The organism is Paenibacillus sp. FSL W8-0194, assembly GCF_037969745.1.
Taxonomy (GTDB): domain Bacteria; phylum Bacillota; class Bacilli; order Paenibacillales; family Paenibacillaceae; genus Paenibacillus_AQ; species Paenibacillus_AQ cookii.
Genome location: NZ_CP150205.1, coordinates 2741952 through 2768631, shown reverse-complemented (window position 1 = coordinate 2768631; position 26680 = coordinate 2741952). Strand labels below are relative to the sequence as shown.

The 26680-nt window shown below is 49.1% G+C and carries 30 protein-coding genes and 1 pseudogene; 14 read left to right on the top strand and 17 right to left on the bottom strand.

Annotated elements, in window-relative coordinates:
• Window positions 1-54: 54 nt before the first annotated feature.
• Window positions 55-459, bottom strand: a complete 405-nt coding sequence (locus MKY58_RS12405) for a nuclear transport factor 2 family protein (RefSeq protein WP_339324788.1) — start codon at window positions 457-459, stop codon at window positions 55-57.
• Between the two features lie 33 nt (window positions 460-492).
• Entirely contained in the window at window positions 493-960 is a 468-nt protein-coding gene (locus tag MKY58_RS12400) for a DinB family protein (RefSeq protein WP_339324787.1), read from the bottom strand.
• Window positions 961-1157: 197 nt separating this feature from the next.
• Here MKY58_RS12400 and MKY58_RS12395 point away from each other — a divergent pair, with 197 nt between their 5' ends.
• Window positions 1158-2060, top strand: coding sequence for a LysR family transcriptional regulator (locus MKY58_RS12395; RefSeq protein ID WP_339324786.1), 903 nt, complete (start codon window positions 1158-1160; stop codon window positions 2058-2060).
• 20 nt (window positions 2061-2080) lie between these two features.
• On the opposite strand, the gene MKY58_RS12390 is transcribed toward MKY58_RS12395, so the two are convergent.
• The 3 genes from MKY58_RS12390 to MKY58_RS12380 all read right to left on the bottom strand — a co-directional run bounded on the left by MKY58_RS12390 (window position 2081) and on the right by MKY58_RS12380 (window position 3741).
• A complete protein-coding gene (locus MKY58_RS12390; RefSeq protein WP_339324785.1) occupies window positions 2081-2464 on the bottom strand; it encodes a hypothetical protein in 384 nt (127 codons plus the stop codon).
• Window positions 2465-2582: 118 nt separating this feature from the next.
• Window positions 2583-3047 (bottom strand): phage tail protein, encoded by a 465-nt coding sequence (locus MKY58_RS12385; RefSeq protein WP_339324784.1) that lies wholly within the window; start codon window positions 3045-3047, stop codon window positions 2583-2585.
• Window positions 3048-3261: 214 nt separating this feature from the next.
• Window positions 3262-3741: a GyrI-like domain-containing protein gene (locus MKY58_RS12380; protein ID WP_339324783.1), complete on the bottom strand. Its 480-nt coding sequence runs from the start codon at window positions 3739-3741 to the stop codon at window positions 3262-3264.
• A 110-nt stretch (window positions 3742-3851) separates the two neighbouring features.
• Here MKY58_RS12380 and MKY58_RS12375 point away from each other — a divergent pair, with 110 nt between their 5' ends.
• Window positions 3852-4814: an HTH domain-containing protein gene (locus tag MKY58_RS12375; protein ID WP_339324782.1), complete on the top strand. Its 963-nt coding sequence runs from the start codon at window positions 3852-3854 to the stop codon at window positions 4812-4814.
• A 131-nt stretch (window positions 4815-4945) separates the two neighbouring features.
• Here the strand turns inward: MKY58_RS12375 and MKY58_RS12370 are convergent, their stop codons facing one another.
• The gene (locus MKY58_RS12370; protein WP_339324781.1) at window positions 4946-6337 is read right to left on the bottom strand and encodes an amino acid permease; all 1392 of its coding nucleotides are present in this window, start codon (window positions 6335-6337) and stop codon (window positions 4946-4948) included.
• Between the two features lie 385 nt (window positions 6338-6722).
• Here MKY58_RS12370 and MKY58_RS12365 point away from each other — a divergent pair, with 385 nt between their 5' ends.
• A complete protein-coding gene (locus MKY58_RS12365; RefSeq protein WP_339324780.1) occupies window positions 6723-7469 on the top strand; it encodes an EcsC family protein in 747 nt (248 codons plus the stop codon).
• A gap of 28 nt (window positions 7470-7497) precedes the next feature.
• On the opposite strand, the pseudogene MKY58_RS12360 reads toward MKY58_RS12365, so the two are convergent.
• Window positions 7498-7831 (bottom strand): annotated as a pseudogene (locus MKY58_RS12360) (molybdopterin dinucleotide binding domain-containing protein); the annotation flags it as partial.
• Window positions 7827-8243: an Lrp/AsnC family transcriptional regulator gene (locus MKY58_RS12355; protein ID WP_339325137.1), complete on the bottom strand. Its 417-nt coding sequence runs from the start codon at window positions 8241-8243 to the stop codon at window positions 7827-7829. The gene MKY58_RS12355 and the pseudogene MKY58_RS12360, both read right to left, overlap by 5 nt.
• 166 nt (window positions 8244-8409) lie before the next feature.
• On the opposite strand from MKY58_RS12355, the gene MKY58_RS12350 reads away from it, so the two are divergent.
• Window positions 8410-9060 (top strand): SDR family NAD(P)-dependent oxidoreductase, encoded by a 651-nt coding sequence (locus MKY58_RS12350; protein ID WP_339324779.1) that lies wholly within the window; start codon window positions 8410-8412, stop codon window positions 9058-9060.
• Window positions 9061-9249: 189 nt separating this feature from the next.
• Here MKY58_RS12350 and MKY58_RS12345 read toward each other — a convergent pair whose 3' ends face one another.
• The 3 genes from MKY58_RS12345 to wecB all read right to left on the bottom strand — a co-directional run bounded on the left by MKY58_RS12345 (window position 9250) and on the right by wecB (window position 12233).
• A complete protein-coding gene (locus MKY58_RS12345; RefSeq protein ID WP_339324778.1) occupies window positions 9250-9669 on the bottom strand; it encodes a GNAT family N-acetyltransferase in 420 nt (139 codons plus the stop codon).
• Window positions 9670-9858: 189 nt separating this feature from the next.
• Window positions 9859-10773, bottom strand: coding sequence for a GNAT family N-acetyltransferase (locus tag MKY58_RS12340; RefSeq protein WP_339324777.1), 915 nt, complete (start codon window positions 10771-10773; stop codon window positions 9859-9861).
• A 317-nt stretch (window positions 10774-11090) separates the two neighbouring features.
• Window positions 11091-12233, bottom strand: coding sequence for a UDP-N-acetylglucosamine 2-epimerase (non-hydrolyzing) (wecB, locus tag MKY58_RS12335; RefSeq protein WP_339324776.1), 1143 nt, complete (start codon window positions 12231-12233; stop codon window positions 11091-11093).
• A gap of 201 nt (window positions 12234-12434) precedes the next feature.
• Here wecB and MKY58_RS12330 point away from each other — a divergent pair, with 201 nt between their 5' ends.
• The 6 genes from MKY58_RS12330 (at window position 12435) to MKY58_RS12305 (ending at window position 17813) form a co-directional block, all read left to right on the top strand.
• Window positions 12435-13457 carry a glycosyltransferase gene (locus tag MKY58_RS12330; protein WP_339325136.1) on the top strand — a complete coding sequence of 341 codons (1023 nt, stop codon included), beginning with the start codon at window positions 12435-12437 and terminating at the stop codon, window positions 13455-13457.
• 536 nt (window positions 13458-13993) lie between these two features.
• On the top strand, window positions 13994-14659 hold the full coding sequence (locus MKY58_RS12325) for a glycosyltransferase (RefSeq protein ID WP_339324775.1): 666 nt from the start codon (window positions 13994-13996) through the stop codon (window positions 14657-14659).
• A 57-nt stretch (window positions 14660-14716) separates the two neighbouring features.
• Window positions 14717-15739: a polysaccharide pyruvyl transferase family protein gene (locus tag MKY58_RS12320; protein ID WP_339324774.1), complete on the top strand. Its 1023-nt coding sequence runs from the start codon at window positions 14717-14719 to the stop codon at window positions 15737-15739.
• Between the two features lie 3 nt (window positions 15740-15742).
• Window positions 15743-16063 carry a hypothetical protein gene (locus MKY58_RS12315; RefSeq protein WP_339324773.1) on the top strand — a complete coding sequence of 107 codons (321 nt, stop codon included), beginning with the start codon at window positions 15743-15745 and terminating at the stop codon, window positions 16061-16063.
• Between the two features lie 61 nt (window positions 16064-16124).
• On the top strand, window positions 16125-16328 hold the full coding sequence (locus tag MKY58_RS12310; RefSeq protein WP_036715546.1) for a hypothetical protein: 204 nt from the start codon (window positions 16125-16127) through the stop codon (window positions 16326-16328).
• A 309-nt stretch (window positions 16329-16637) separates the two neighbouring features.
• Window positions 16638-17813 (top strand): serine hydrolase domain-containing protein, encoded by a 1176-nt coding sequence (locus tag MKY58_RS12305; RefSeq protein WP_339324772.1) that lies wholly within the window; start codon window positions 16638-16640, stop codon window positions 17811-17813.
• Between the two features lie 178 nt (window positions 17814-17991).
• On the opposite strand, the gene MKY58_RS12300 is transcribed toward MKY58_RS12305, so the two are convergent.
• Complete coding sequence (locus MKY58_RS12300) at window positions 17992-18912, bottom strand: cation diffusion facilitator family transporter (RefSeq protein WP_339324771.1); 921 nt, start codon at window positions 18910-18912, stop codon at window positions 17992-17994.
• A gap of 286 nt (window positions 18913-19198) precedes the next feature.
• Here MKY58_RS12300 and MKY58_RS12295 point away from each other — a divergent pair, with 286 nt between their 5' ends.
• From MKY58_RS12295 to MKY58_RS12280, 4 genes are all read left to right on the top strand, one after another.
• Window positions 19199-19324 (top strand): YjcZ family sporulation protein, encoded by a 126-nt coding sequence (locus MKY58_RS12295; protein WP_339324770.1) that lies wholly within the window; start codon window positions 19199-19201, stop codon window positions 19322-19324.
• A 320-nt stretch (window positions 19325-19644) separates the two neighbouring features.
• The gene (locus MKY58_RS12290; protein ID WP_339324769.1) at window positions 19645-21264 is read left to right on the top strand and encodes a GMC family oxidoreductase; all 1620 of its coding nucleotides are present in this window, start codon (window positions 19645-19647) and stop codon (window positions 21262-21264) included.
• A 204-nt stretch (window positions 21265-21468) separates the two neighbouring features.
• A complete protein-coding gene (locus tag MKY58_RS12285; protein ID WP_339324768.1) occupies window positions 21469-21888 on the top strand; it encodes a DUF1259 domain-containing protein in 420 nt (139 codons plus the stop codon).
• Between the two features lie 42 nt (window positions 21889-21930).
• Entirely contained in the window at window positions 21931-22350 is a 420-nt protein-coding gene (locus MKY58_RS12280; protein ID WP_339324767.1) for a DUF1259 domain-containing protein, read from the top strand.
• A 129-nt stretch (window positions 22351-22479) separates the two neighbouring features.
• Here the strand turns inward: MKY58_RS12280 and MKY58_RS12275 are convergent, their stop codons facing one another.
• The 5 genes from MKY58_RS12275 to MKY58_RS12255 form a co-directional block, all read right to left on the bottom strand.
• Window positions 22480-23001 (bottom strand): GNAT family N-acetyltransferase, encoded by a 522-nt coding sequence (locus MKY58_RS12275; protein WP_339324766.1) that lies wholly within the window; start codon window positions 22999-23001, stop codon window positions 22480-22482.
• A gap of 24 nt (window positions 23002-23025) precedes the next feature.
• A complete protein-coding gene (locus MKY58_RS12270) occupies window positions 23026-23478 on the bottom strand; it encodes a MarR family transcriptional regulator (RefSeq protein WP_339324765.1) in 453 nt (150 codons plus the stop codon).
• Window positions 23479-23640: 162 nt separating this feature from the next.
• Window positions 23641-24939, bottom strand: a complete 1299-nt coding sequence (locus MKY58_RS12265; RefSeq protein WP_339324764.1) for a DUF4179 domain-containing protein — start codon at window positions 24937-24939, stop codon at window positions 23641-23643.
• A complete protein-coding gene (locus MKY58_RS12260) occupies window positions 24905-25468 on the bottom strand; it encodes an RNA polymerase sigma factor (RefSeq protein ID WP_339324763.1) in 564 nt (187 codons plus the stop codon). The genes MKY58_RS12265 and MKY58_RS12260 overlap by 35 nt, the downstream gene beginning before the upstream one ends.
• A gap of 227 nt (window positions 25469-25695) precedes the next feature.
• Window positions 25696-26676, bottom strand: coding sequence for a DUF6528 family protein (locus tag MKY58_RS12255; RefSeq protein WP_339324762.1), 981 nt, complete (start codon window positions 26674-26676; stop codon window positions 25696-25698).
• Between the last annotated feature and the right edge of the window lie 4 nt (window positions 26677-26680).

The following is a 26680-nucleotide window of genomic DNA, read 5'->3' as shown; positions in this document are numbered from 1 at the left end:
TTTTTTTGATTCCCGCTATGCTTTTGTCGTATCCGAACCCCAATGATTGATTGATTATGGGTTCTCGTAGTTTTTTAACGGCATTCCGACATATTCGCGGAAGGAACGGACCCGCTCACCTTCGAACTCGAAAACGATGGCAAGCTCATTGCGAAAATCCCGTCCGTTCAACGAACCTTCCGAGCGAAAAACCACCATCCCGTTATCTTCATTTTCAAGCACAATAAGCGGAGTCAACTGCATTTGAAACACGGAACGTTCGAAACGGACCAAATCCTCGAACCGCTTTTTGCCTTGCTGCTCGTGATTCCACCCTTCCAGCGGCAGCGGAACGGAGAAATGGAAATCTTCGGTGGCCTTTTTAAGAAAATCGTCCGTATCCCCCGTTTCCAAAGCCTGCTTAAAAGCATCAAACACGTCGCGAGTTCGGGATGGGACTGAGCCTGCGTATTTTTCCATGAGAGAATCCTCCTCATTATGGTTAATTGGTTGTTAGCTTGACAGAACCTTAAGCTGGCTCGAAATCGTGCCGAGGTGGATGGCTTCGTGAATCAAAGCGAAGTTGAACAACTCGCCGGCGGTGTTGAATTGGAAAGGTCCCATAGCATAAGGAGTCAAAAGCTTATCTGCCAGCATTTCCGGCGTCAGCTCGGATAGGCGGGAAAGCTGTGCCGTCAACATTTCGACCAATACTTCCTTTGATGGAGGGGCAAATGTCCAGTCCGAAGGTTTCGTACCGGAGTTAAACATCGTTTCATACAAGTCGGGTATGGCTGTCGGGGAGCCGAAGCTCAGGGTTGCATACCGGTCCATCCAATAAATGATATGGCCGACGTTCCAACGGATGGTATTGTTGAATCCTGCCGCTTGAACGTCAAACCGTTCCTCAGGAATCGCGTTTACCTGCTGCAGCACCACTTGACGTACCGTTTTAGCCGTGTTGATGATCATTTCAGACATGCTCATTTCCTCCTTTGTCATTGAGAACCGCTTGATCTGATCCCAGTATAGGTCCCGCGTAACTTCCCATCAATGCAGTGGGCGTTACCGTATCGTTAAGCAAAAGTTAACGATCCTTCGTTGACAGAATAAGGAAGATGAAGTAAAACTAACGTGTAACATCCATTCGGCGATGCAATCGAAAGCAGGTGTGCGTTTTGGAGTTAAAACAACTACAGTATTTTATGGCCATATGCGAAGAGCTTCACTTCACGAAGGCAGCTGAAAAAATGGGAGTCAGCGCCCCCAACGTCAGCCAGCAGATAAGGAGATTGGAAGAAGAATTAGGTGTTCTGTTGTTCGACCGCGTGGGAAAAACAATTGTCTTAACCGAAGCCGGTGCGATTCTTCGTGAACATGGCGCCGCTATGTTCGGGCATCTGCAGCAAGCGAGTGACGCCATTGCCGACCTGAAGAAGATGCAAGGCGGATCGCTATCCATCGGCGTTTTGCCAGGAGATGCGGATCTCATGTTTAATGCTTTGCTGCTGGACTTCCATCAAACCTATCCCGCCATTTCGCTGTCCCTTCTGGAAACCATGAAAGTAACCGAGCAAGTGTTGGACCGAAGCATCGATGTCGGCGTCACCATCGGACCTGTTAGCGACGAACGCCTCACTTCAATCCCTCTGTTTCACGAGGAGTTCGCATTGGCGGTAAGCAGGGATGATCCTCTGGCCACGGAGAGCTTGATTCCCTTGAACAAGCTGCGTTCCTTGAAAATGGTCATGTTTCCACCCGAACATCAATGCCGCAAGCTGATCGACCGCTTTTGCATGGATAACGGATTTGCACTGCAGCCGCATATGGTGACGACAACGTTATCTTCCCTTCTCCAGATGGTACAAAGCGGAGTCGGCGCTTGCGTGCTGCCGCGGCTCCTGCTGGATAACCTTAACGTCCAAGACATCAAAGTCATACCTTTGAGAAATCCGACCCCTTCGCAGGATATTTGTTTGATCTATCGCAGCGACCGCTATGTCGGATATGCGATGCGGACGTTTATCAAAAAATTAAGATCCTATATCGAAACAGCCATTAAGCAATCGAAGTCTTCATAGTCCGTTCCCGCCCCCACGAATTAGAGCGCCAACAAGAGAATCATTAAGAGAAGGGGGCCGGAAACCGCCAAGATCGCCGACAAGGCCTTATTTTTTACCGGTTGTACGAAATAAAAAACGAAAGAGCCTGCGACAAAAATGAAATACAAAGGCGGAAAGCTAAGCGATGCAAGGAAGCCCAAAATGATAAAAAGCGGAAAACCCATCCAATACGAAGATTCCATTTTTAATTTTGTAAGGACAAAAAACAACACGGCTCCAAGCAAACAACAAAAGTAGTTATACAGTGCGACGAATAAAAGTTGGGTTTTTATGTAATCACTCTGGAACTGAACAGCCAGAAAAAAGAGCAGCATTCCGACAAACAACGATGCGCCGGCACCTTTAAGATAGCGTACTAACATATTTCACCTCCTCGTTATAAATGATATACACTTTAGAAAAGATATAGAAAAACAAAAAGAGCTGCGGATGTATCGCTGCTCTCTTCATCTTTTAAACTTTCTTGCACCTGCATTTCCTTTAGTATTCTCCTTTGATGACGAAAAACGAACCCCGAATGGTACCAGCCAATTTAGACTTTTGTCTAGCGAACTTGAACTTCCCTTCCAACTCCTGCGGTACCTCCATCCCCTCCGAAAGCTTAAAACCAACGGCGCGCTTCTTGGGGTCGTCAATCGTGTACATGACGTTAACCTCTAGACCGTCCTCATAAAAAACATAGGTCCATTTGATATTTTCCACTTGGAATTGCGACGTTTCTAAAGGCTTGGCCGCAAACGCAAGATCGCGTTCTTCTTTTAGAATCCGGTTCACGTAATCAAGAGTCTCTTGGCTTTCGCTTGCCGGCACCACCGTAAATTCATGCTTGTATTTGTTCATAAAGTAACGGGCCTCGTTTGCTCGCAAACCGGCGAGCGCTTCTGCCACGGGCGAAGACTCCAAACCTACCGTGGATACGTTTTTGAAGTCGACGATATAGGACATGTTCATCTCTCCTAAAAGTTTTGTGAGCGTTACTACAGAGAATCAGCTTCGAACAAAACTTGCATCGGAAGCATCAACTTAGTTTTGTGAGCGTTACTGCAGAGAGGATCAACTTCGAGCAAAACTTGCATCGGAAGCATCAACTTAGTTTTGTGAGCGTTACTACAGGGAATCAGCTTCGAACAAAACTTGCATCGGGAGCATTGCGCCCCCGTTATTTCCTAACGACCGGAATCCACATTTCCCCAAATACCAGGCCGTTCCGCTGCCCCATCTCCACCGCTGCGTTCGGGCCGCCGACATAAGCAACATTCCCGACCTCCGGCAGCACTTGCCCAAAAGCGATGCCGGTCAGCATAAGACTCAATTCATCGGACGTTTTTGCTTCCCCTTGTACGACGAGATACTCCCCTTTAGGAAACTGGATCACTCTTGTCGCTTCCGGTAACGATGCGTCCGCCATCACCCCGGCATAATACATCATTTTGTTATTCACCGCTTCGTTTACGGCAAAAATGTAGTCGTTTGCGGCAACGGCCTTTAAAGCGTCAAGTCTTCCATCCTGTTTCACCGCATCCCAAAATGCTGCTTTTTCCTCGTTGATGCCGGCATAGTCCGTGTAATCGCTTTGAAGCTCGGTTCCGATTCCCAAAACGGTGAAGCTGTCTTTTTCCTCAAGCGTATAATTGACCATGTTCAAAACCTTCCTCTTTTTTAAATTTATCAAATGATTTGCGTTTTCACTTGATGGGTTTATAATAACCTTGAATCATGTCAAAAAATGATACTGTTTAGGAGCGTCCGATGAAAAAAGTTGAGCGGATTAATACCATGATGCGGTATATCAACAACCGAGCCCACTTCACCATTTCTGAACTCATGCGGGAATTTAACATCTCTCGTTCGACGGCGATCCGCGATATCCGGGAAATCGAAAGCATGGGGATGCCGCTTGTCGCCGAAGTCGGGAGGGATGGCGGTTATTTTGTCATGAACAACTCCGTTCTGCCCACCGTCCGCTTTACCGATAATGAAATCAAAGCTCTTTTTATCGCCTTTATGGCCACTAGAAATCAACAGCTCCCTTATTTAAAAAGCCGCCAGTCTTTGGCCGAAAAATTGCTGGGCCTCATCTCGGAGAATCAGCAAGACGACCTTGTTCTTTTAAATCAAATTTTGCTTTTCGAAGGAACGAATCCCAATAATCCCGATCTGCTCGATCTGACCGACCTGCCCCATCCGATGTTGGAAAACCTGATTCAAATCCTTCTTTCGGACCGGTATTTATGGGTTTCCATCAAAGAAAACAAGGAAATCAAGTCATACCCGATCTACCTCCTGCACCTTTATCGCGAAAAAAGCATGTGGCATATTGAAGCCTTTGACTTGGAAGAAGAAAAGAGAAGGATTTTGCCCGTCGACAATCTCACCGCTGTCAAACCCTATCCTGCGAAAAAAAGAGTGAGCGGGAAAAAGATTTTAGAACTGCTAAACAAGCAGGAAGAAGTCAGCAACCTTGTCCTGGAGCTCGGCCCAAAGGCGATTTCACAGTTCAAAAAATACCATCCTTTAAAGTTCTCCATTTCTTATACGAATCCTTTCCAAACCACCGCCATCTTAAAGACTTTTATCCATCTGGATCATTCGGAAGAATTGACCGAAGCCATAGACTGGCTGCTTTTCCTGGGCAGGGATATCAAGGTTAGGCAGATGCCGGAGGAAGTGCTGAAAGGTTTGCAGGAGAGATTAAGCTTATTTTCCCCATAAGCGGCGGTTAAAAACTCCAAAAATCAAATCTCCCGACAATGAAATAGAAAAAGGCCCCTGTAGTCTGAACCCTTTTTCAAGGTGTCCAGTCTATAGGGACCAGGTACCAATCGACTCACTCCGTTATTCTTTCATCCGTTAGTATGCTCTTGATTCGGTTGACCGCTTCTTGGAGCAGCCTTGCCAACCCCAAAGGCGAAATAACTGATCACGACAATGGCCAAAAACACGATGCCGATGATCAGGGAGATGCGCGTATCGTCGTTCATCCACATCCCGACCAGCACCATAATCAAAAAGGCAATGGTTGCATAGTTTGTCACTGGAGAGAAAGGCATTTTGAACGGATGCTGCTTCATGGCATCCCCCTTGGCCTTTCTGAATTTGATTTGGCTGATGAGAATGACGAACCACGGCACCATACCGGGAAGCACGCTGGCGCTGTATACGTGCACGAACAGATTTTCCGGCGCAACATAACTCAAAACCACGCCGACTCCCAAACCCACGAGTACGCCGACCGTTCCCAACAGGGGCACGCCGTTATGGGTCAACTTCGTGAATATTTTCGGCGCTTGTCCATTAACGCCTAGTGTATATAACATGCGTCCCGCGCTAAATATCCCGCTGTTGCAACCTGACATGGCAGAGGTGATGACGACAAAGTTGATGATCCCCGCCGCTGCGGTTATGCCGATTTTCGCAAAAGTGGCAACGAACGGGCTGCCGATGGCTTGCAATTGATTCCAAGGATAGACCGTTACGATGACAAAAATGGCGCCGATATAGAAGATCAGAATCCGCCAAATAATGCTTTGCGTCGCGCTCATTAACGTTTTTTGCGGGTTTTTCGCTTCGCCTGCCGTAATCCCGATCAGCTCGACACCCTGGTAGGCCCCGGTCACCAGCGAGAGCGCAAAGAAAAATCCCGACCATCCACCGGTAAAAAAGCCCCCGTGCTGCCACAAGTTCGAAAATCCGATCGCATGACCGCCGTTGCCGATTCCGAAAAAAATCAAGCCGAATCCTGCAACGATCATCAATATGATGGTCACGATTTTAATCATCGCAAACCAAAACTCGAATTCGCCGAACGATTTTACGGAAATGAGGTTAGCTGCGCCGAGAATCGCCATCGCGATGATCCCCGGGATCCATGCGGGCAAATCCGGAAACCAATACTTCATGTACGTCCCGACGGCAATGATCTCCGCCATCCCGACAATGACCCACTGGAACCAGTTGCTCCATGCCGTCGCATAGCCTGCCAATGGATGAATGTACTTATGGCCAAAAGTCGCGAACGACCCCGTGCTGGGTTCAACGTACTGCATTTCCCCCATTGCGCGCATGATAAAAAAGATAAAAATCCCTACCACGGCGTACGCAAGCATGACCGATGGACCTGTCCATTGGATCGTGCTTGCAGAGCCCATAAATAACCCGACACCGATGGTGCCGCCCAAAGCGATCATCTGAATGTGACGAGCTTCGAGTCCCCTCTTCAATTCATTGTTTTTCATCGCAGTTCCCCCTCTGCTGCACTCTTGGCTGTTCAATTGGAAAAGTTGCAAAATCTTGAAGTCTGTTTTATTTTGTAAGCGCTAATCTAATTGTATTATCTTGTTCCCATGAAAACAATCATTTTCATTTGGTAAACTGCGTGCCGATCGGAACGTGCTTATCTGATTTCATCTAACAATTTTGTTGTCGCCATTATGAAATTGATGCTAGCCGGAGAAAGAGATCCGGTCAACCTCGAAAAGCCTCGATCGAAGGCGTGCATCTTATCGTTCTCCGGGGGGATGCTGGACTTTGGTCGAGGTCCAGCACCTCCCGGGGTCTGTTCCGCAGCACGGAGAACTTCGTTACAATAAAGCCAAGAGTCTTTTGGAGGAGCGATCGAGCATGAACTACGAAGATAAGATACGGAGGGAACTTGCAGAGTGGGAACAAAAAATGTTCAAACCGCCCGGATGGCTGGAAAAAACATCGAAAACGATCGGCAATCGCATCAATCATTGGATTCCCCCGAAGGTGCAAAGCATCATGACGACAACGATCCGATCGATCGTGCGTACGGCGCTGTTCGGCGCGGAATATACGCCCAGCCGTGCGGTGCAGCGCCATCCGGAACTGGAGGCTGCCGATCAAGAAGCGAACGCGTTGTTTGCGTTGTACCAAAAAATTGCGGTTGCCGAAGGGGCCGGAACGGGGGCTGGCGGCATCGTGCTCGGCTTGGTGGACTTTCCGGCTTTCATTGCGATCAAGATGAAATTTTTGTTCGAGCTGGCGCATGTTTACGGTTATGACACGAAAGAATTCTCCGAGCGGGTATTCATTCTCAAGGTGTTTCAGATGACGTTTTCGGGACCGGAAAATCGCGCCCGGCTGCTGGATACCATCAAACGTTGGCATCTCGAAAAGGGGCAGTGGCAATCCGACGCCGAATATTCCCAAAGCATGGACTGGGAGACGTTTCAAATCGAATATCGCGACGCCATCGACTTTCGGAAAATGCTGCAAATGGTGCCGGGGATCGGCGCAGTGGCAGGAGCATGGGCGAATTACGCCATCTTTGAGGATCTGCGCGAATTCGCCATGAACGCTTACCGCCTGCGCAGATTGCACGATCATTTCGTGGCGGTCGATTAATTCTTTAATGGCCGGATCCGGACAGCGGTCGTCTTGAAAGGATCTCTACCCACTCGCCGTCCCGGATCCGGTAACGCTGAGCGGTATACGGATGAATCTCCACGAAATTTTCAAGCTCGCGCAAGCAATGTCGGACTTCTGCGGGTCTGCACGCCGGTCAGGCAATGGGACAATACGCGTCCATTGGCTAGAATCAGCGGGTATTCCCCGGACGCGCCGGCCCACCGCTCACCCTCTGTTACGGTGAAAACAGCCTTCCCGTCCGGATGGGCGAACGATTGTTGGAACAGCAATCCGCCCCCGTCTTCTTCAGGAGAAGGGCAGGGCCAATATACCCCTTCCTCCCGGCGCAACCGGTCATACCAGGGATTTATGATCGACAGGAGAAGAAAGCACGATGGAGGTCGCGAATTTTCCGTATTTAACGATTTGGTTTTCGAAAATTTCTAAATCCGGCAGAGACTCGGTGACGACCTTCAACAGGTGGTTATATTCTCCGCCGCTAATTCTATGGCATTCAATGACCTCTTGGGCGGATTGGCAGAAAGCATGGAAAGATACGCAATTCGTTGCCCGCATCCAGATGACCGCCATCGCATGTTTGCCTATCTTTTCTCTTGCGACTACCATCCGATAGTCTTTGATGATTCCTCTTTCTTCCATTCTCCGCACTCTTTCCGTCACGGCAGGTTGGGTCAGCCCAACCAGTTTGCCCAGTTCCGTCATCGATATCCTTGCATTCTCCTGCAAAATCATCAGGATATTCTTATCCACCTGGTCCAAGTCACCATCTCCTTATATTCTATAAGCGAATGAAGCTTTATAGTTGCATTACCTTAGTAAAGAACAGCAAATACCTTGTTTACGGCATGTAACGTTTCGATATTATCAAATATAATTTGTGGAGTAAACGGAAAACGAAATGAAGGAGCGAGTTTATATGAGCAACAAGACGATTGCAATCGTCGGGGCGGGTCCCGGCGTGAGTTCAGGCATAGCCAGAAAGTTTGGTTCCAACGGGTTCAAGGTGATCCTGATAGCCCGAAATGAAAAATCATTGGCGGAACAGGTAAGAACCCTCGAAGCCCAAAACATCGAGGTTTATGGAATCACAGCGGACGCTGCGGCTCCCGCCTCTCTTCAAAAAGCGTTCGATCATCTCAAAAGAGATTATGGAATTCCCGACGTTCTGGTCTACAATGCAGCAGTGATTAAACCGGGGACTGCATCGATGCTGAGGGAAGCCGAACTGCTGGAGGATCTCAATGTCAATGTGGTCGGCGCTTTAAGCAGCGCATTACAAGTCATTCCCGACTTCGTTGAACGGAAGAGCGGAACGATTTTGATTACCGGCGGCGGATTCGCCTTGCATCCTTCTTACGAAATGGCTTCTTTGTCTATCGGGAAAGCCGCTCTGCGCAGCTTAGCCTATACGCTGGGTGATGAATTGGCGCCTTTCGGCATCCATGTGGGCACCATCACCATTGCCGGTACCGTTGCGGCGAACACGAATTTCGATCCGGATCGAATTGCAGAAGCCTATTGGGATATGTATGAAAAGCGGAATGAGCGCGAGTTCATCTATCAATAACCGTTCTATTTCAATACTTAGTACCATCTAAGGGCAGCCGGGTCGGCGAAAAGTGCAAGTCATGTAGTTTCTTTCTGGCTGGCATGATCTTATTGATGACAAAAAATAACAAGGAAGCCCTTCGTGAGCGCTCCCTTGTTATTTTTATGCCTTCAATCATTTAAGGTTAATTTTCCGTTCCATGATCGGCTATTTGTCCATGACCATAAACATCCCGGTCATTCCAGGCGAGTGATCTTTGAAGCCGAAGGTTTCGTAAAATGTATCTTTTCCATGGGAAGCGAATAGACCGACAAAAGCGGCTCCCGAACGATGCTCCTGAATATACTTCAGCAGTTTCTCGATCATTTGCTTGCCTATTCCCCTATGTTGATATTCGGGTAATACGGCGACGTCTTGTATATAAAAGTACATGGCCCCATCGCCGACAATCCGTCCCATTCCGATCACGGTTCCATCACAGATTGCGACTACACCATAAATGGAATTGGCAATGGACGGTTCCGTCATCTTGATATTGACGCTTCCCCACCCGACTGCTTCCCATAATGTTTTATGTTCAAGCACGGTTGGGAGGCGTTCGATGATTTCGTATGGTTTGCTTTTCATTTCTAACCACCTATCTTTAGAATCGGCGGTCTCTCATACCACAACCGCCGTATATTAGTTGAATTTTGGTTTTCTGAACTCCATGCTTTTCAACCCCCTTCCTCTCGTACCTTAAACAGGATCACATCAACATCATTCTGCTTTAACCTCTTTTTTAGAGCCTTAGCCAATGCCTATTGCTATAACTATTTAAAGCTCCCGATGATAACGCACTTCTTCCGATATTTCTTTGAAACCGGCAGAGTGGTATAAGGACAATGCGGAAGCATTGGCCGTTTCGACTTGGAGCTCTGCATTCGCACATCCCTGATTCTTCAGATAGGTTAGCGCCTGCGAAAGCAAATGCCTTGCAATCCCTTGGTTCCGCCAAGGAGGTCTCACAAACAGATCTTCAACGATCCCATCCCCCTCTTCATCTAACCAAGCCATGATGCTCCCAGCGAAGGCGGCATGTTCCTTTACAATAAACATGGTCCACGAAGCATGGTTCCTCTTATTCATGAACTGCTCGTAACCAATCGGGGCATCCGGCCAAATCTCCATATCTATTTCTATGTATTCCTGGATCTTTTCCTCGGTATCCATTGATTCTTTCACGCATCGAAAAGATTCAGCAAGCGGGGCCACGTCTATTTTTTCGCTTAAGTCTCTTCGCATAGTATATAAACTCTTCGAATAGACAAAACCTTTCGATATGAAATAGTTATTGTTGCGCTCTTCGGTCGAATGGTTCCCGACGCCGATCATCGTTCGATTCGAGCGGGGCAGCGTTTCTTTTAACTCGTATGCCCGGCGTAATATGCATTCATATAGCAAATCATAGAGCGGGTAGTCGTTTTCTCTTTGCGGAATGGTCTTTAAATTGAAATAAATATAATGCGCATGCCCTGGGGGGCCGCCTGTCGGGATCGTGGAAATGACTTCAACTTGTCCCTTCGCCAGCATCATTTCATTTTCGATCGCAACGAATACGTTGGGCCCATGATGTTCTTCTCCAACCCGCCAAAAAACGGCGTCCTTATTGTTAGAAGTAACGGCATGATACAACTCGCCTAATTTCTGCATGTCCTCTTTTCTAAAGTCCCGGACTTCTATATCGCTCAAGCCAAAACACCACCCATTTGATTATTCGCGCTGAAGGATTCGCAGTAGTATTTTAGCATTATTTCGATACTTTGTTTGGTAACAAATGGATTTAATCGTTTTTCATCTCACTTCAGTTCACTTGGAGCGTCTTCATCAAGGCATACAAAATTACACTCGCCGGAACGGAAGCAACGATACCAAGCTTCCAACGTTTCGCGCGGGCAGCTGCGTGTCAGTCATCCCCGAAAACATTGCAGAGAGAGGGTTAAAAGAACCCTCCTCCACATCGCTTTGGCCAAAATCGAACAAACGCTGATTTTCCGATAGAATCGCAACTAAGAACCCCATGACGCATTCGAAGAAGATCCGTGCGCAACGTCAAAATAGTTCCCGATTGCACGCACGATCCGGGCAGAAGCATGGCCGTCACCAAACGGATTGGCCGCCTGGGCCATGGCAGCATAAGCCTTGCGGTCGTGCAGCAGCTTCCTGATTCCCTCCATGACGTTTGGCGTCCGCGTCCCGACGCACTTCAAGGTTCCCGCCGTCACGCCTTCCGGCCTTTCGGTCTTCTCACGCAGGACAAGCACCGGTTTGCCGAGAGAAGGCGCTTCTTCTTGGATGCCGCCGGAATCGGTCAATACCATGTACGATCGCTTCATGATATGATGCAGGTCCACAACGTCCAGCGGCGCGGTCAAATGTATCCGGTCTTGCCCCGCCAACGCGTCCGATACGGCCTTTTGAATGACGGGATTCGGGTGTACGGGATAGATCAATTCGATATCCGGATTTTCCTGGACGATCCGTTTGACCGCTTGGAATACATTGTTCATCGGCTCGCCCCAATTCTCCCTGCGATGCATGGTCATCAGTATCCAGCGCGTCTCCTTCCGGAGCTTATGCTGGAGCGGATGCGTAAACGGCGCATTCAGCGTCCATTTCATGGCATCGATTCCCGTGTTTCCCGTTACATAAATGTGCCGTGTTCTATTCTCTTTCAGCAGATGCGCTGCAGCCAGCTTTGTCGGGGCAAAATGCATGTCCGCAACCCGGCCGATCCACTCCCGGTTCATTTCCTCGGGAAAAGGCGCGTATTTGTCATAGGTTCGAAGTCCCGCCTCCACATGGCCGACGGGCACTTTGGCGTAATAAGCGGCCAAGGCGCCAATAAACGCGGTCGTCGTGTCCCCGTGAACCAGGACCAGATCATATGAATCCTTCCGGAATACCTCCTCCATTCCCCGAAGCAAATCCGCGCTCAAGCTGTACAGGCTTTGCCCTTCCTTCATCATATTCAAATCCATGTCCGCACGGATATCAAAACATTGAAGCACCTGATCGAGCATCTCCCGATGCTGTGCGGTAACGCACACGACCGGTGTGAAACCCGGAGTTTGCTCGAGTTCTTTGACCAAGGGAGCCATTTTGATGGCTTCCGGTCGCGTGCCAAAAACGACAAGCACCTTTTTATCCATAAACGTTTCACGCTCCTCGCTCCTATCGAAATCGTCATCGGGAACATGATATGAAAGATTGATAGAAACGTTCCGAACGGGTCCCGTTCTTTGCATAATAATGAACCATTTTAAGCTCGATTCGTGCAATCGTCCAATCTTCAAAGCTATCAATGCATATAGTAACCCTAGCATCAAAGAAAGGAGGAAAAACTATTGGCTGTGATCATTTATCCAAGAACGATGAACTGGTCCTATATGAAGCAAAGGCCGCAGCAGCTGATGACCCAGTTAGGGGCGTTAGGACATCAGGTTTTCTTCGAAAACCTGGCACCGCTGGATTCAGAGTTTAAAGAGATTGAAAAAAATGTCTATCTATTTACGGATACGAAGGCCTTCTTATCCAAAAAACTCCCCGTACTTCGCAAGGAGGAACCTGTTGTCGTCTGGACGACCTGGTCCAAGCTCCGGACGCGCATCGACACGTTGTTCAAGCCGGACGTTACGATCTATGACTGCTGCGATGAATTTCCGCATTGGGCAAAATACGAGCCGAAGATGATCGAACGGGCGGACCATGTCGTGTGCACGGCGGATGTTATTCACACCCGTCTTTCTCTAGCGTATCCCGACAAGCCGCTGACGTTGATTCCCAACGGAGCGGACCCTTCATTTTTTGATGCCCCGGCATCCAAACGTCCCGCCGACCTGCCGGAAGGTCCCGTTGCCGCTTATATCGGGGCTTGGGCCTATTGGGTGGATCACGAGCTTTTCGCCAAGGCGGCCGCCGCATTTCCGCATGTCCATTTCGTTTCCATTGGCGCTCCTTACGGCAGCTCCGGCGATTACTCGCAGCTTCCCAATGTGCATATTCTCGGTGAAAAACCCCACGGTGAACTCAAACGCTATCTTCGTCATATCGACGTAGCCTTAATTCCCTTTCAATATCATCCCATTACGCTCGCAACCAACCCGGTCAAAGCTTACGAGTATATGGCTGCAGGCGTCCGCGTATTGTCGACCGCCCTGCCGGAGTGCATCGCGATGGAACCGCATGTAAAAACCGCGACCACCCACGACGATTTCATTTCGAAACTTGGGGAGATCCTCGCGCACCCGGATACGGAGGAAAGCAAGCAAGCCCGAATATCCTATGCTCGCAACAACCGCTGGATCGAACGCGGAAAGGCGGCCGATCGGGTCATTGCGGAAACGCTCGGTCTCAAGGGGATCAGCGGAAAATGAAGCGGTTTGATATTCTTCCTTCCCAGCCCATCGGCTTCACCCGGGACGAAACCATCTCCTATCGCGACCGGGTTCTCGAGGACGCAAGCCGCTCCAATGGCGAGTGGGTGTGGCTAAGCGGTGCGAGTCCTCCCCCCTATAGGCAATGGCTCCGATCCTTCGATTGGCCTTTCGCATGCCCGGATCATGCTGTATGCATATGCGTGGACGGGATCCCCTGCCTATGGCGGAGGGAATGGCTCCGTAACCGCCTGTCGGAATGGAACGGCCGCCTTCCTGCGGCTCGTTTTCTTCAGGATGATATGATGCCCGGCGACGAAACCCTCATGTTTCGGCTGGATAAGCCTGAAGCGTCAGATCCAAGCCTCGGAATCCCCGGAAACCGTAAATTTATCGGCAGATTCCCGGTTTCTCAGCAGCATGATCGCGAATATATCCTCCCTATTCTGACTGCCACCAGGCAGCATCCGGATTTTTGCGCATCGAAACAGACGGCATGGGCCCCTCCCCGATCGGAACCGGCGGTTTCGATCCTTATGAGCGTTCACAATATGGGCGGTACCATGGGCTGGAGCATCCGCTCGGTGCTGGCACAGTCCTGCGGGGATTGGGAACTGATCATCGGCGATGATGCCTCGGATGACGACAGCCTGGAAGAAGCCTGCTTTTTTTCCGACCCGCGAATCAAGGTTATCGTTCAATCGCGAAATCGCGGCAAGGCGATCATGATGAACCGGCTGCTCGAGGAATCAAAAGGCCGCTTTATCCTGGAGTTGGACGGCGATGACTGGCTGGCTCCGGATACGGTCCGGCTGCTCTCCGAAGCTCTAGATCAGGCACCGGAAGCCGGAATGGCGACGGCCTTTTATGCATGGTGGATCCGGACGAGACAAATGGGACCGGTCTGGAAAAGCACCGTAAGCAGCATTTGCCAACAAAACCCGTCCGGTTTATCCGCGCATTCGGCCCACCCCCTCGTTCCCCGGATGTACCGCACCTCGTTGTTGAAGGCGATCGGAGGTTGGTGGGACCGGGAAGACCGCTTCGGCCGGATCTTCGAAGATATCGACCTTACCGCCCGGCTGCTTGAGCATCACCTTCTCGTTCAGGTTCCGGCCGTCTTGTATCACCGCGTAATTTGCGGCAGCAGCATCAGCCAGCGCAACCGGGATTTATTTCCGGCCTGGCGCAAATCCCGTTAGAACTCTCCGCGGTGTTGCTGTTTGATTCGGGAAGATTTTAAAGGAGGTGAAACGCACATGAAAATTGCCGCTTCCGGATATTACGGAATGGGAAACTTCGGGGATGATCTGTTCCTTCATACGCTCCGCCAGGTTTTTGACGAACATCATGTCTATCCTTGGAACTCCCGGCTGGATCCGAACCAGACCGATGCTTTCATTATCGGAGGAGGCGATCTGATCACCCCCTACTCCTTCAACAAATATTATTTCCCTGAACAGCTGAAAGGAAAGCCCATCTGGGTCTACGGCGTCGGCATTGTCGATGCCTATCCCGAGCACACCTGGCCAAAGGAGCAGGTTTCCGCTTACCGGGATATGATCTCGACGGCCCAGCGTGCGGTATTCCGGGATGTGAGATCCCAAGCGATCGCGAAACGGGCTGGTTTTCACCGGAATGTGGAGGTGGCTCCGGACATCGCATTCGGTTATCGTCAACCGCACATTCCCGTAAAGCGTTTTTCCAGACGTCCGACGATCGGCGTGGTGGTGTTCTCTTATTCTTCCTTCCCGATGGACAATATGGCAAAGCTGCTTTCGCATTTGGTCCAAAAGGGGTTCCATCTGACGCTCATACCGGTCATTCATCATCCGGGCAACGCATACTCCGACTTTGGAACATGCCTGCAGCTGCAGCAGAAGGTGAAGGAACTTACGCCGCATGCATCCATCGAAACGCTTCCTTTCCTGATGGATATCGAGCTGACGTACAGCTTCATTCAATCCGCCGATTATTTGCTCTCATTCAAGCTGCATCCGTCCCTTGTAGCGCTTCGGGCAGGTAAGCCGGTGCTTGCCTTCAGTACGATGGGCAAAGTGCACAGCCTTATGCAATCCTTCGGGCTCGGCACGTATGTCGTCGATTACCGCCGGCCGCTGGACGAACTGGTGGAACATGCTGAGAGCTTTTTGAAAAATGCTCCCGGCCAGGTGCATCGCGCCTTGCCTTTGATCCGGGAAACTGAACAACGAAGCCTTGCTTCCCTGCTGGAGCTAAAGAAGCATATCGAACAATACAAACGAAGACAGAAAGGAGAATGACTTATGTGCTGCATCCTGTTCGGCAGACGACTCGCTGCCAAAGTCAAAGCGTTAACGCGTAAGGTTGAACATCTCAGCCGGCAAACCGAACATTTAACCGAACGGGTCGAATCGCTGGAGGCTCAGATCCGAACCGGGTTGGTCGCCATTCCGGAGCTTATCCGATATTTCGAAGCCCGAACCGGCCGGAAGGTACGCGTCGGTACTACTTTCGTTACCCTGGAAGGCGTCGTATTGGCTACGGCCGAGGATGGGGTTCAGCTTCGGGAAGCCTCGGGCGATCTCGTTCTTATTCCTTTCACCAATATTACGTCCGTACAGTAACCCAATTCGATTGACGTTTTTTTGATTTCCTATTCGTCATTTGCAAAGGAGGCGAACCCTCATGCGTTTTGTAGACTGGCTTCAGGGCTTTATCGGATCCGAAACCGAAGTAGCGGTGTCCGGCGATATCATCGTCGGGACGTTAACCTCGGTGGAAGAAAGCACCGTTACGTTAAAGGTGCCTCCGATCATATATGGCCCTCCGACCGATACGGCCATCATTCCGCTTCGGGCCATCGAATTCGTTCGAATCGTATCGTCCTGATGGTTTTGACGATGCCCCGGGATCGGGCCGACGACGGCATGGGCTGCCTCGTCCGCATTTACCCGATTCCCCGGCGAATTGGTTCCGGGCATTCGTTTAGCTGACCGCTTCAATGTGAACTTCGCCCCTAATATGTTAGATGATGTCTAACATTAGGGGTGCAGTTCACTAGCAAGTGGTCTTTTTTCGTTCAAATGATCGCCGCAAACCCTATACAACCGGCCCGAAAGCGCTTAATATTCTGTTTAGTGCGTGGATCACTTCCGCTTGGATTCAAGCAATCTTTTTCGAAAAGGAGCCCTATAAGACATGCTGGAACCGATCATTGTCAATCAATTGCAAAAAACGCTGAGGGCAAGCATCGACAACCAGGAGATCGCCGGCGCGAACTTCATGGTGATCAAAGACGGCAAGGAAGTTTTTTATCATGAAGACGGCTGGGCCGACCTCGAATCGGGACGCCCGCTGACCAGAGATTCGATTTTTCGTTTATATTCAATGACGAAGCCGATTACCGCTGCCTCGGTCATGATGCTGTTAGAACGCGGGGAGATTGATTTGTTTGATCCGGTCAGCCGCTACATTCCCGGGTTCAAAAACCAACGGGTCGAAAAAAACGGCGAATTGGCGCCAGCCTCCCGGGAAGTCAACATCCATGATTTGTTGAACATGACTTCCGGTTTGGCCTATGGCGGAACCGACAGAGCCGGTCGGCACACGGAGGCCTTATTTCAGGAGCTGGGCAGCCGGTTGAGCGGCGATAATCCGATGAGCACCATGGAATTCGCAAACCGCCTGGGGCAAGGTCCGCTTTCGTTCGAGCCGGGATCGTCCTGGCAGTACGGAACGTCGGCCGACGTACTTGGAGCGGTCGTGGAAGCGGTAAGCGGCGTGCGGTACGGACAATTTTTGAAAAGAGAAATTTTCGAGCCGCTGGGGATGAAAGATACCGGTTTTTGGCTGCCCGCAGAAAAAAGAGGACGCCTCGTGAAAACCTACCAGGATGACGGCGAGGGCCGCTTGAAGTTGTACGAGGAAAACAATCTTGGCATCTGGCATCCGATGGACCGTGATCCGGCATTCGAGTCCGGGGGAGCGGGACTGGCGTCCACGATTGACGATGCCGCCAAATTTACGACGATGCTGATGAATCAGGGCGGCTTAAACGGCGTTCGCCTGTTGAAACCCCGAACGGTTCAATATTTGACATCGGCTTCTTTAACCGATTGGCAGCAAAAAGGCTTCGATACGTGGCATTCGTTGCGCGGCCATAGCTATGGCAAACAAATGCGCATCATGACCGATTCGGGCAAAGCCGGATTCATCGGCAGCCAAGGCGAATACGGATGGGACGGCTGGCTTGGGGCTTACTTTTGCAACAGCCCTCATGACGGTTTGACGTTCCTGTTTATGGTCCAGAAAAAAGACGCCGGCACGATGCCGATTACCCGCAAGCTGCGCAATATCGTGTTCAGCACGTTGTAAGGGCCATCTTCCCAAACCGCTTGTCAGACTTCAACTGCACAGCGCATCGATGAAATTCGACTTTGGAGCAAATATTGGGGGAGCTTATGGAAAGTGGACTCAAAAAAATGGTTGCCAGTCGCCAGGTTGGATCCGGCGGCTGGCTTTTTGGCGATTCGGAAAACAGTTGCTAAGAGGATTAATTATCCGGTCCCTTAAACTCATGATCATCGTCTTCATACCATGGATTTAAATGCACCAAAACTTCCTCAACGTCAGCATGCTGTTCCATGATGTTTTGTTTGATTTTACGGGAGATGTCGTGTCCTTCTTGAACGCTTAGTTCTGCCGGAACGCCGACTCTGACGTCAACGATGATATAATGTCCGTGGTCCCTGCCCCTAATTCTGTCAAGGCGTTTCACTTCCGGAATTTGTTGAATCAGTTCAATAAGTTCGTTTATTTTTTCCGGATCGATGTTTTTCTCCATCAATACGTCGATCGATGACTTTCCCATATGAAAAGCCAATTTGAACACAAGAACAGCGACAATGATTCCTGCAATAGGATCCCCGTAGGACAGAATTCCGATATGATAATGATCGCCGATCATGGCCAATCCAATCCCTGCGACGGCAGCAATGGATGCATAAACATCCGCCAGATGATCATAAGCAGTCGCAATCAAGCCGTTACTTTTTAACCTCTTGCCTATCGAAATGGTATATACATATAAAATTTGTTTGAGGACCAAAGAGAACACACCTGCAAGGAGGGCGATCATCGTAGCCTTATGCGGCGGTTCAAAAAGGATTGCAACGGAATGGTATGCCATGTAGATGGCTGCGAACGCCAAAATAATCGCTACGATTCCCGCCCCGACCACTTCTGCTTTCCCATGGCCATAGGGATGATCTTCATCGGGGGGCAGCTTGGAGACGCGCATCGAGCTGAGGGCGGCCCCGGTGGCCACGACATCTCCTGCATTGTGCACCCCGTCTGCGACGAGTACCGGACTGCCGAATAAAATTCCGACTGAAAGTTTGACTGCAGTTAATGCAACGTTACTGATAAAACTGAGCCAAATCGCAATCGATGATTGCCTGTTTTCATTAACCACGAATTCATTGCTCCCATAAAACATATTTAATCATCATTTGACGCTTTGAACGTGAAGGCGAAATAACGACCAGAATCTAATAGTAGCTTACAAACTTTGTGTGGGTCTAGAGAAACAGTTTTTGTCCTTCTCTAAAAAATATGATGCGGCATAAAATGTTGGACAAGAGAAAAAGTCGAAAGGAACGGCTATTTTGCGGCATGATTTTTTATTGCCTTTTTGCCCTTACTCAATCCAAATGAATCCATATGATACAGTGTATTTTATATCAAGGAGGTCGTACGTGATGAGTGAAGTCGTTGGAGGCGTTGGCGCGGGCTACGGTCCTGGAGGATTATGGGGAGGAAATATCGGAGTCATTTTGGTTTTATTCATATTGCTGGTAATCATCACAAGATCTTTTCTATGGTAAACAACAATAATAGCAAGACCCTGCAGATTACTGCAGGGTCTATTTATCTATTTTTATCCACCACAGGTTTGCAACAATCGAGAAGCAGGACCGCGAACGAGAATCATGCGGATTTCGCTCCCGCCACTATCCTCTGCTCTTAAATCTTCGCCCATCCTATACGGCCCCCAAACACTATGCCTCCAGCGCATCGTGTTTGGGCATTTCCCCTTCCCGGTTAGATGAACTGATTTTTTATCGGAGCCGCGACCCTGAAATAGGCACCATTACCGGAACAATATAATATTCTGAATCAGTTCATTTATTAAAGGAGCCCGGGAATGAAAAAAAACTTGACCTATGATTATATCGTTGTAGGAACCGGTCCGGCAGGAGCCGTTATCGCCAAGACGCTTACCGACGACAAACGGACCTCCGTACTCGTACTGGAATCGGGCGGAAATCATGACAAAGATCAACCGATCCAGGATTCAACCTTTGCACCGGAGCTCGAAGAACAGTTTTCTCCGAATTACTTTTGGCAAGGTGAGGGAGTTCCTCAGACCGGACTTGACGACCGGACATTCGAATGGACCACGGGCCGACTCCTGGGAGGCGGTTCCTCTATAAACGGAGAGCAATATGTCCGTCCGACGGCAGCTGTACTTCGAAAATGGGAACGGTTGCTCGGACCCATATGGTCCCCCGATAAAGCGCTGCGGCGTTTCAAGCGGTTGGAAAAATTCAATGGTTCAACGACAAACAAAGCCGCACACGGTTATAAAGGCAGAATAGACATCAGGCAAGCGCCTGAAAATCCCACCTCCATGGCCCGTAAATTGACAAATGCAATCGAGCGGGCTACAGGTTACCCCATCATACTTGACTATAATGATCCCGATACTCCCCTCGGACCATTCACCCGCTGGCAATTATACCAACAACCGGATGGCCGAAGGGAAAGCTCATCCACAGCCTTTCTGTCTTCGGATATCATGACGGCTTCAGGCAAAGGAGTCCAAAACCGTAAGTTAACCGTGCTCTTCCGCACCACGGCTCTTCGCGTTCTTTTTTCCGGCAAACGTGCCATTGGAGTTGAATTTTTGAAGGATGGACAATGCATCTGTGCGAATGCTCGGAAAAAGGTGATTATATCGGCAGGAATCAACAGCCCTCAGCTGCTGATGCTGTCCGGAATCGGATCGGCCAAAATGTTGAAAAAAGCAGGAATCCCCGTCGTTTTCAATAATCCGAACGTAGGGCAACGATTAAAAAATCACACTTTAAACTTCGCCGTTTTCAGTACCAATCCCAATGATGATCCCCTTCCTGCCGCTGATCCGGATGCGCTTTATACGGGGGGAGCTTTTTTGCCGGATCCATCCGGAAACGCTCCCGACCAGCGGGGCGTTCAACTCGTTGGCATCGGTGCAAACGGGCAATTGACCATAGCCATTCTGTATTTGCGTCCTAAAAGCAAGGGGAATATCCGGATACAAAGCAAGGATCCGCTAAACATCGTATTGGCAGACGAAGGGTTTCTTTCGGATCCGGACGATCTGGAGGCCGTAAAACAAATCTATCGGACATATATCAAAAATATTGCTCTTGAGCTATCACGGATTGATCCTTCTTATCAGCTTCTCTCGCCTACGTTGGATACGATCGATGATGATGAAAGGCTTGAAGCATTTATTAAAGAGAATTTCGACCATAACCACCATCAGCAAGGCTTTCTGCGAATGGCCCCTTTATCCAAGGGAGGCGTCGTTGATCGTAAAGGAAATGTGCACGGGGTCAAAGATTTGATCGTTGCGGATGCATCCATCGTCCCTTTTACGGTCGACGGAAACACTTCCGCCGCAGCCTATCTGATCGGCTATACGATAGCTAGGCAATTAAACAAAAAAACAAACCCTCCAAAAAAACGGCGGACACGAACGGAATGGGGCGAAGAATGAATTCTGGCGTTCCAGGATGATTCGCGCGTGCTGAAGGTGTTCATATCGAGACTTTGAACCTGACTTAAGATGATAAGTCAGGTTTTTGATATGAATTAATATGGAAACTCTTTTTTTTCGGTCATATCACTTAAGAGATTGGTCCAATACAATTCTCTTCTTCGATCATAGGATACATAGAAATGGATTAAAGGAGGACATGTGATGGCAGAACAAGTAAAGGTTAGCCCGCAATTCAAAAAGCTCTGCAGCCAATTCGCGAAAATATTGGGAGGGCAATCGGAAATTGAAGCAGGTCCGGTTTGTTTTGTTACGCGGATGACGAATCTACGTGAGAGAATTTTAGGTAGAAGAACGCGGTCCCCGCTGGTGCAAATGCAAATGTTTTCCTTCGAGTCGCTCGATAAATCCGGCCGCGCGCTTTGTTTGGGTGAAACCGCCGTGCATCAGAGCCAAGTGAACCGCTTGATGTCGAATCTCCGCAAACGCGGGATTAAAGTAACGGCCGTTCATAATCACTGGCTCAAAGAACAGCCTCGCTTAATGTATATGCATTGGGAATCCGTTGACAATCCTGTTGCATTTGCAAGAAAAACAAAAGAATCCATTAAATTTTTGGGTTAACGATCGGCTGCATTCATACCTTAAATGAGAGGATGATTTCGTATGGCGGAAGTTAAAGTAAGTCCTCGCTTTAAAAAACTCTGTAACGAATTCTCGGCGATCTTAGGTGGAACAGAGCATGAAATTACGAAAGGCCCGGTTTGTTTCGTCTCCAGAAACCGGAGAATTAGAGCATCGATTTTAGGAAGACGTACCACCTCTCCATTGATCCGCTATCAACTATTCTCGTTTGAATCGCTGAACAGCTCCGGTCGTGCGCTCTGCTTGGGGGAAACGGCCCTTTTCCAAAGTCAGGTCAATCGATTGTTGACGAATCTTCGCAAAAACGGGATTAAAGTAACGGCAGTCCACAATCACTGGTTGTTCGAAAATCCGCGTTTGATGTATGTTCACTGGGAGTCGATCGACGATCCTATTGAATTTGCGAAGAAAGTCAAACGTTCCATTGCTTTCTTGGGTTAATATTCCCCCGGGAAGAGCCGACGCACAAAGCCGAGGTTCGGACTAATATACGAAGCGGCGACAGCCTATGGCTTTTCAGTCTAGTCTGCTGCCGTTTCTTTTTTGCGGCTTTATATTTCTCTAAAAATGTCATTTCAGCGTCCTGGTCATGATTAAATCGGTTTGTTCTTCATCACCCATATAGAACGAGTGGGCTCCGGTATGAACAAAACCCATTTTGCTGTAAAAATCAATGGCGTTCTTGTTCTTTTCCCAGACGCCCAGCCAAATTTTTTCTTTATTTTGTTCCGTGGCAATTTCAATAGCTTTATTCATTAGGTATTTGCCAAGTCCCTGCTTGTGAAATTTCTTCCTGACATAAATCCTCTCGACTTCAAGCGAATCATGGCCCATGGCTTCGGATTGGGCATCGCCTGCGTTTACCTTCAAATACCCGGCGATGTCCCCATCCGCATAAATAAAATAGAATTCCGAAGCTTGGTTTGAGAGTTCCGTTTCCAATTGCTTTAAGTTAAAAGCCTTTTCCACGTAAGCTTTCATATTTTCCGGCGAATTTTGATCCTTGAACGTATCGATGAATGTTTCCATGCTTATGTTTTGGAGCGTTTGTACATCGTCGACGCTGCATTTTTTGATTGTTATGGCGGTCATTGTATTTATCTCCCTAATCTCTATTCAATAATTTCTTTTGTTTCCTTTTTTGACGAATTCCCAGTCGGTTTCTACGTTTTTTCTGACTCTTTGGAGCAGATGAAACAGCGTTTCAGCTTCGCTTTCGGTAAATCCGGCTAACGCGACCCCGTTCGAATGGTCATGTTCCCGTTTGATAAAAGGATAGACGTCGCTGCCTTTGGCCGTCGGAAACAGCTTTTTTATTTTTTTGTTATGTTCATCGTCTTTTTTTTCGATAAATCCGTTCATTTCGAGTTTTTGAATCGCGCGAGCCGCCGTCGTTCGGTCTACTTTAATCATTTCGGCCAATTTCTCCTGAATGATTCCCGGGTTTTCGCATATGCGGACAAGGTACAAGTACTGGCCTTTGGTAAGATCCAATGCCTTAAATTCGATATTGCTGATCGAATCCAACGCCCGGGCGATCATTCCGATTTCACGCAAAATTTCTTTCAATGCATGCACCTCCATCGACGTATTTTCCGAATACATCCTACACCATTTTTATTGCATTTGCAACAATATGCGGTTTTCCCTCAGTTCTACCGACTAAAAAACATACAGCCTCCCGGAAAACCGGAAGGCTGAACCAATGACGGTCAAATAAAACCATGCTTTTTATTTTTGCCTGTCGACTGGAATCGATATTTTCTTCTTGTAGTTCTTGATATATTGATATCCATCCGCCAGCAGAAATTCAGGCTTATCCCGAGTGTTAAACAAATACGTCTGCTCCCATAAAATATTGCCGTTATTCAAGTCCCACTGGCGTTCGGCCGAAATCGACGAAACGGGAATGATTTTGCCCCCGGCTTGGACGGATAAGCTGCCTTTGTCCAGGAAAGTGAATTGATTTCTGGCAATAACGATCTCATACCCCGCGTCGGTTTTCGTGACGCTTCGAATCCAGAATTTTTCATTCCCAACTTTAATGGAGCGATCGGATGGCGACCCAAGCGGGATCGGATCGTTTATTTTATGGTATCCTTCAAAATTTTCGAGCACAAGTTCAATGGACTGAATGCTGCGGGTTGGGAACGGGTCGAAATTCAGTTGGAAGTCCGCCGGATGCTGTCCCTTTTCCTCATTTAATCTTACTTCGATTCCATTCACGTAAAGCCTGGTTTTCCCTGAAAATCTCGGATATGCTTCGAGTTCATAATGCCCCTTCACGATCGTTGAGGTCGGCGATGCCGTAATGTAGTCGTAGTGGATGGTTCCCTGATCGACGTTAACGGAATCCGAAAGTTCCTCTTTGACGATGCTTTTCATCGCTTTGTTCGCTTCAAAATCGAAAGTAATGGGGTACGATGCCTTTTTTCCGTTATCCAGCCACTCGCTAAAAGTGACGGTTAATGTCCGGGAGAAGGGACTGACCGGCTCAAATTCAGCGTATCCCGCGAATTGGCTTTTGCTTTTCCCCGGATTTCCGCCGCCTCTAAGCGGAGCCGAATCGGTCAAGAACCCCTTCACGCTGTCAAAATGGTACCGTCCAATACGATCGTCGGTAAATTCGATGCCTTCGGGTAGATCGATGTTGTAATACAAACGGAAAACGTTATCGTCAGCAATCACGCCATGAATGGTCAGAACGGCGCCGTCCGGAAGCGTGGTGCGTTTGTTTACCTGTTGTCCGAATCCTTGTTCCATCACTTCGGCAAAGCTGAGCGAGTTCAAACCGGCGCCGTTAAACAATTTGCTTCCGTAATAAGCGAAGGCAGGATACTCATATACTCCGAGCATGAGAATGAGCGCTGCTGCAGTGGAGACGGCCCATGCCCATGCTTTGCTCGTATTTCTTTTTTTGGCGGGAACGCGCTCCAGCGCATTCCGAAGCCTCTCCTCCAGGCCTGGCGGCGCCTGCACTTTATTCACCGCCTGCTTATACTCCTCTAATGTCTTCTCGATCGTTTTCATAACGATCACCCCCGATCATGGCTTTCAATTTTTGCATGCCTTGAGAAATTCGCGATTTGATGGTTCCAAGCGGTACGCCCGTCATGTCTGCAATCGTCTGATAGGGAAGATCGTGAACGTAACGAAGCTCGATGGCTTCCCGCTGCCGTTTGTTCAGATGGGATAGAAGCACCTGCATGTCCATCTCGGACTCCGTATAGCGATAGGGATTTTCGTCAGTCAATGCAGAATGCGATGCCTCTTCCCCTTCTCCGAATGCAAGGTATCGATTCTTTTTGCGGAGCAGCGTTTTGCACCGATTGACAAGAATGCTCTTGCTCCAGCTATAGAATGCTTCCCCTTTTTGCAATTGATCGATCTTTTCATACACCGTGACGATCATGTCCTCCATGGCGTCCATCGCATCATGCTCGTTTTCCATGTAGGTATACGCGAGGCGGTAATAAGCGTCCTGATCGGCCATGATGAGCTGCAATAATGCTTCTTTGTCGCCTTTTTTGGCCTGCTTGACAAGATGGCTAACTTTCATGTTCTCTCCCCTTTTCATACATAAGAGACGCCGGAGGATCCTAAAGTTCATTTTTAGTGCAAAAAATCATGTTTTTCAAAGTCATAAGCCAAGGGAATGCGCTTGATTCCTCGAATCGGCCATGAAGAGAAGTTTCGTCCCCCTGAGGGGCATGGATCTATCGTAAAACAAAAAAGCCGCGATGTACGCGGCTTCGAAAAATTTATCCAAACTTCCCCATATCAGATTTATTGGTAATCCGAATTCCAGATCCGGGCTTTATAAAACGCGCCGCCGGCAACCAGACGTTGATCATCCGGTTGATACAGATCGACGGTATCCGTTGTCCACGTGTATTTCGTGCCCGCTTTCTGGTTCGTCATGACGACTTGGCCGGACGGCTGGTTGCCTACGCTTTTTACCCAATGATGATTGATTTCGCCCGCTCCCGGATAATCCTCAGACCAGGAATCGGCCGATTTGCTGTATTGATATACCTGCGTATTGGAGGTGACCCATAACTTGTCGGTATCCCCATAAACCGCAAACAGATCATGTCCCCAATTGGTGGGCAGCCGCTTTCTGTGAACCTCTTCCAGAATCGGGGCCGCCGGCGTTCCTTTCACTTTCAGGGACACCAAATCATAATCTCCCAGCGCCCACAGCACGCCCTGCTCCGGGTCCCACAGCACGCCGTGCGCCCCCGGCAGCGAAAATTCCGTATACGTCGATGAATCGGCTCCCTGCGAAGCCGTATAAACCCGCACCCAACCGCCGGCACTCGCGGCAACCGCTACGTTTCCGTCCGGAAGCAATTCGGCTGCATGCGGGTTTCCGCCAACGATCACCCCCCAGGCCCTGCTGTTGCCCGACGGATATGGGACAAGAGCAGCAAGCCCTCTGGAGTCGGTCACGACCATATATTTTCCGCCGGTCTTGCCTTCCCTCAGCTTCACGTCCGATGGAAGCCCCCAGCCTTGAAGCAGTCCCCCGAAGCCGTTTTTTTCGGTGGGCGACCAAGACCATTTTAATGCGTTGGATTGGTTCCAATCCACTTTCTCCGGATCGTAAACCCGGATCTGCTCCGATCCCTGGTCCGTCACGGCAATCCAATAATCCTTGTGCAGGCCGGGATCCGCGGATGCTTGGTGATTCACGACCGTAAAGGTTACCGCCGTCATCACGATCAGCAGCAGGCGCGTCCTGAAATTGAGCTTTCGAATGTTCATGGTA

Excerpts from the sequence above, each read along its gene's own strand:
- MKY58_RS12385 (WP_339324784.1), bottom strand. The coding sequence starts at position 3,047 with ATGTCCTATATCGTCGACTTCAAAAACGTATCCACGGTAGGTTTGGAG.
- MKY58_RS12295 (WP_339324770.1), top strand. The coding sequence starts at position 19,199 with ATGAGTGAAGTCGTTGGAGGCGTTGGCGCGGGCTACGGTCCTGGAGGA.
- MKY58_RS12320 (WP_339324774.1), top strand. The coding sequence starts at position 14,717 with ATGAAAATTGCCGCTTCCGGATATTACGGAATGGGAAACTTCGGGGAT.
- MKY58_RS12310 (WP_036715546.1), top strand. The coding sequence starts at position 16,125 with ATGCGTTTTGTAGACTGGCTTCAGGGCTTTATCGGATCCGAAACCGAA.
- MKY58_RS12380 (WP_339324783.1), bottom strand. The coding sequence starts at position 3,741 with ATGGTCAATTATACGCTTGAGGAAAAAGACAGCTTCACCGTTTTGGGA.
- MKY58_RS12280 (WP_339324767.1), top strand. The coding sequence starts at position 21,931 with ATGGCGGAAGTTAAAGTAAGTCCTCGCTTTAAAAAACTCTGTAACGAA.
- MKY58_RS12390 (WP_339324785.1), bottom strand. The coding sequence starts at position 2,464 with ATGTTAGTACGCTATCTTAAAGGTGCCGGCGCATCGTTGTTTGTCGGA.
- MKY58_RS12265 (WP_339324764.1), bottom strand. The coding sequence starts at position 24,939 with ATGAAAACGATCGAGAAGACATTAGAGGAGTATAAGCAGGCGGTGAAT.
- MKY58_RS12345 (WP_339324778.1), bottom strand. The coding sequence starts at position 9,669 with ATGAAAAGCAAACCATACGAAATCATCGAACGCCTCCCAACCGTGCTT.
- MKY58_RS12370 (WP_339324781.1), bottom strand. The coding sequence starts at position 6,337 with ATGAAAAACAATGAATTGAAGAGGGGACTCGAAGCTCGTCACATTCAG.
- MKY58_RS12255 (WP_339324762.1), bottom strand. The coding sequence starts at position 26,676 with ATGAACATTCGAAAGCTCAATTTCAGGACGCGCCTGCTGCTGATCGTG.
- MKY58_RS12365 (WP_339324780.1), top strand. The coding sequence starts at position 6,723 with ATGAACTACGAAGATAAGATACGGAGGGAACTTGCAGAGTGGGAACAA.
- MKY58_RS12290 (WP_339324769.1), top strand. The coding sequence starts at position 19,645 with ATGAAAAAAAACTTGACCTATGATTATATCGTTGTAGGAACCGGTCCG.
- MKY58_RS12315 (WP_339324773.1), top strand. The coding sequence starts at position 15,743 with ATGTGCTGCATCCTGTTCGGCAGACGACTCGCTGCCAAAGTCAAAGCG.
- MKY58_RS12375 (WP_339324782.1), top strand. The coding sequence starts at position 3,852 with ATGAAAAAAGTTGAGCGGATTAATACCATGATGCGGTATATCAACAAC.
- MKY58_RS12405 (WP_339324788.1), bottom strand. The coding sequence starts at position 459 with ATGGAAAAATACGCAGGCTCAGTCCCATCCCGAACTCGCGACGTGTTT.
- MKY58_RS12325 (WP_339324775.1), top strand. The coding sequence starts at position 13,994 with ATGAGCGTTCACAATATGGGCGGTACCATGGGCTGGAGCATCCGCTCG.
- MKY58_RS12260 (WP_339324763.1), bottom strand. The coding sequence starts at position 25,468 with ATGAAAGTTAGCCATCTTGTCAAGCAGGCCAAAAAAGGCGACAAAGAA.
- MKY58_RS12400 (WP_339324787.1), bottom strand. The coding sequence starts at position 960 with ATGTCTGAAATGATCATCAACACGGCTAAAACGGTACGTCAAGTGGTG.
- MKY58_RS12285 (WP_339324768.1), top strand. The coding sequence starts at position 21,469 with ATGGCAGAACAAGTAAAGGTTAGCCCGCAATTCAAAAAGCTCTGCAGC.
- MKY58_RS12305 (WP_339324772.1), top strand. The coding sequence starts at position 16,638 with ATGCTGGAACCGATCATTGTCAATCAATTGCAAAAAACGCTGAGGGCA.
- MKY58_RS12350 (WP_339324779.1), top strand. The coding sequence starts at position 8,410 with ATGAGCAACAAGACGATTGCAATCGTCGGGGCGGGTCCCGGCGTGAGT.
- wecB (WP_339324776.1), bottom strand. The coding sequence starts at position 12,233 with ATGGATAAAAAGGTGCTTGTCGTTTTTGGCACGCGACCGGAAGCCATC.
- MKY58_RS12275 (WP_339324766.1), bottom strand. The coding sequence starts at position 23,001 with ATGACCGCCATAACAATCAAAAAATGCAGCGTCGACGATGTACAAACG.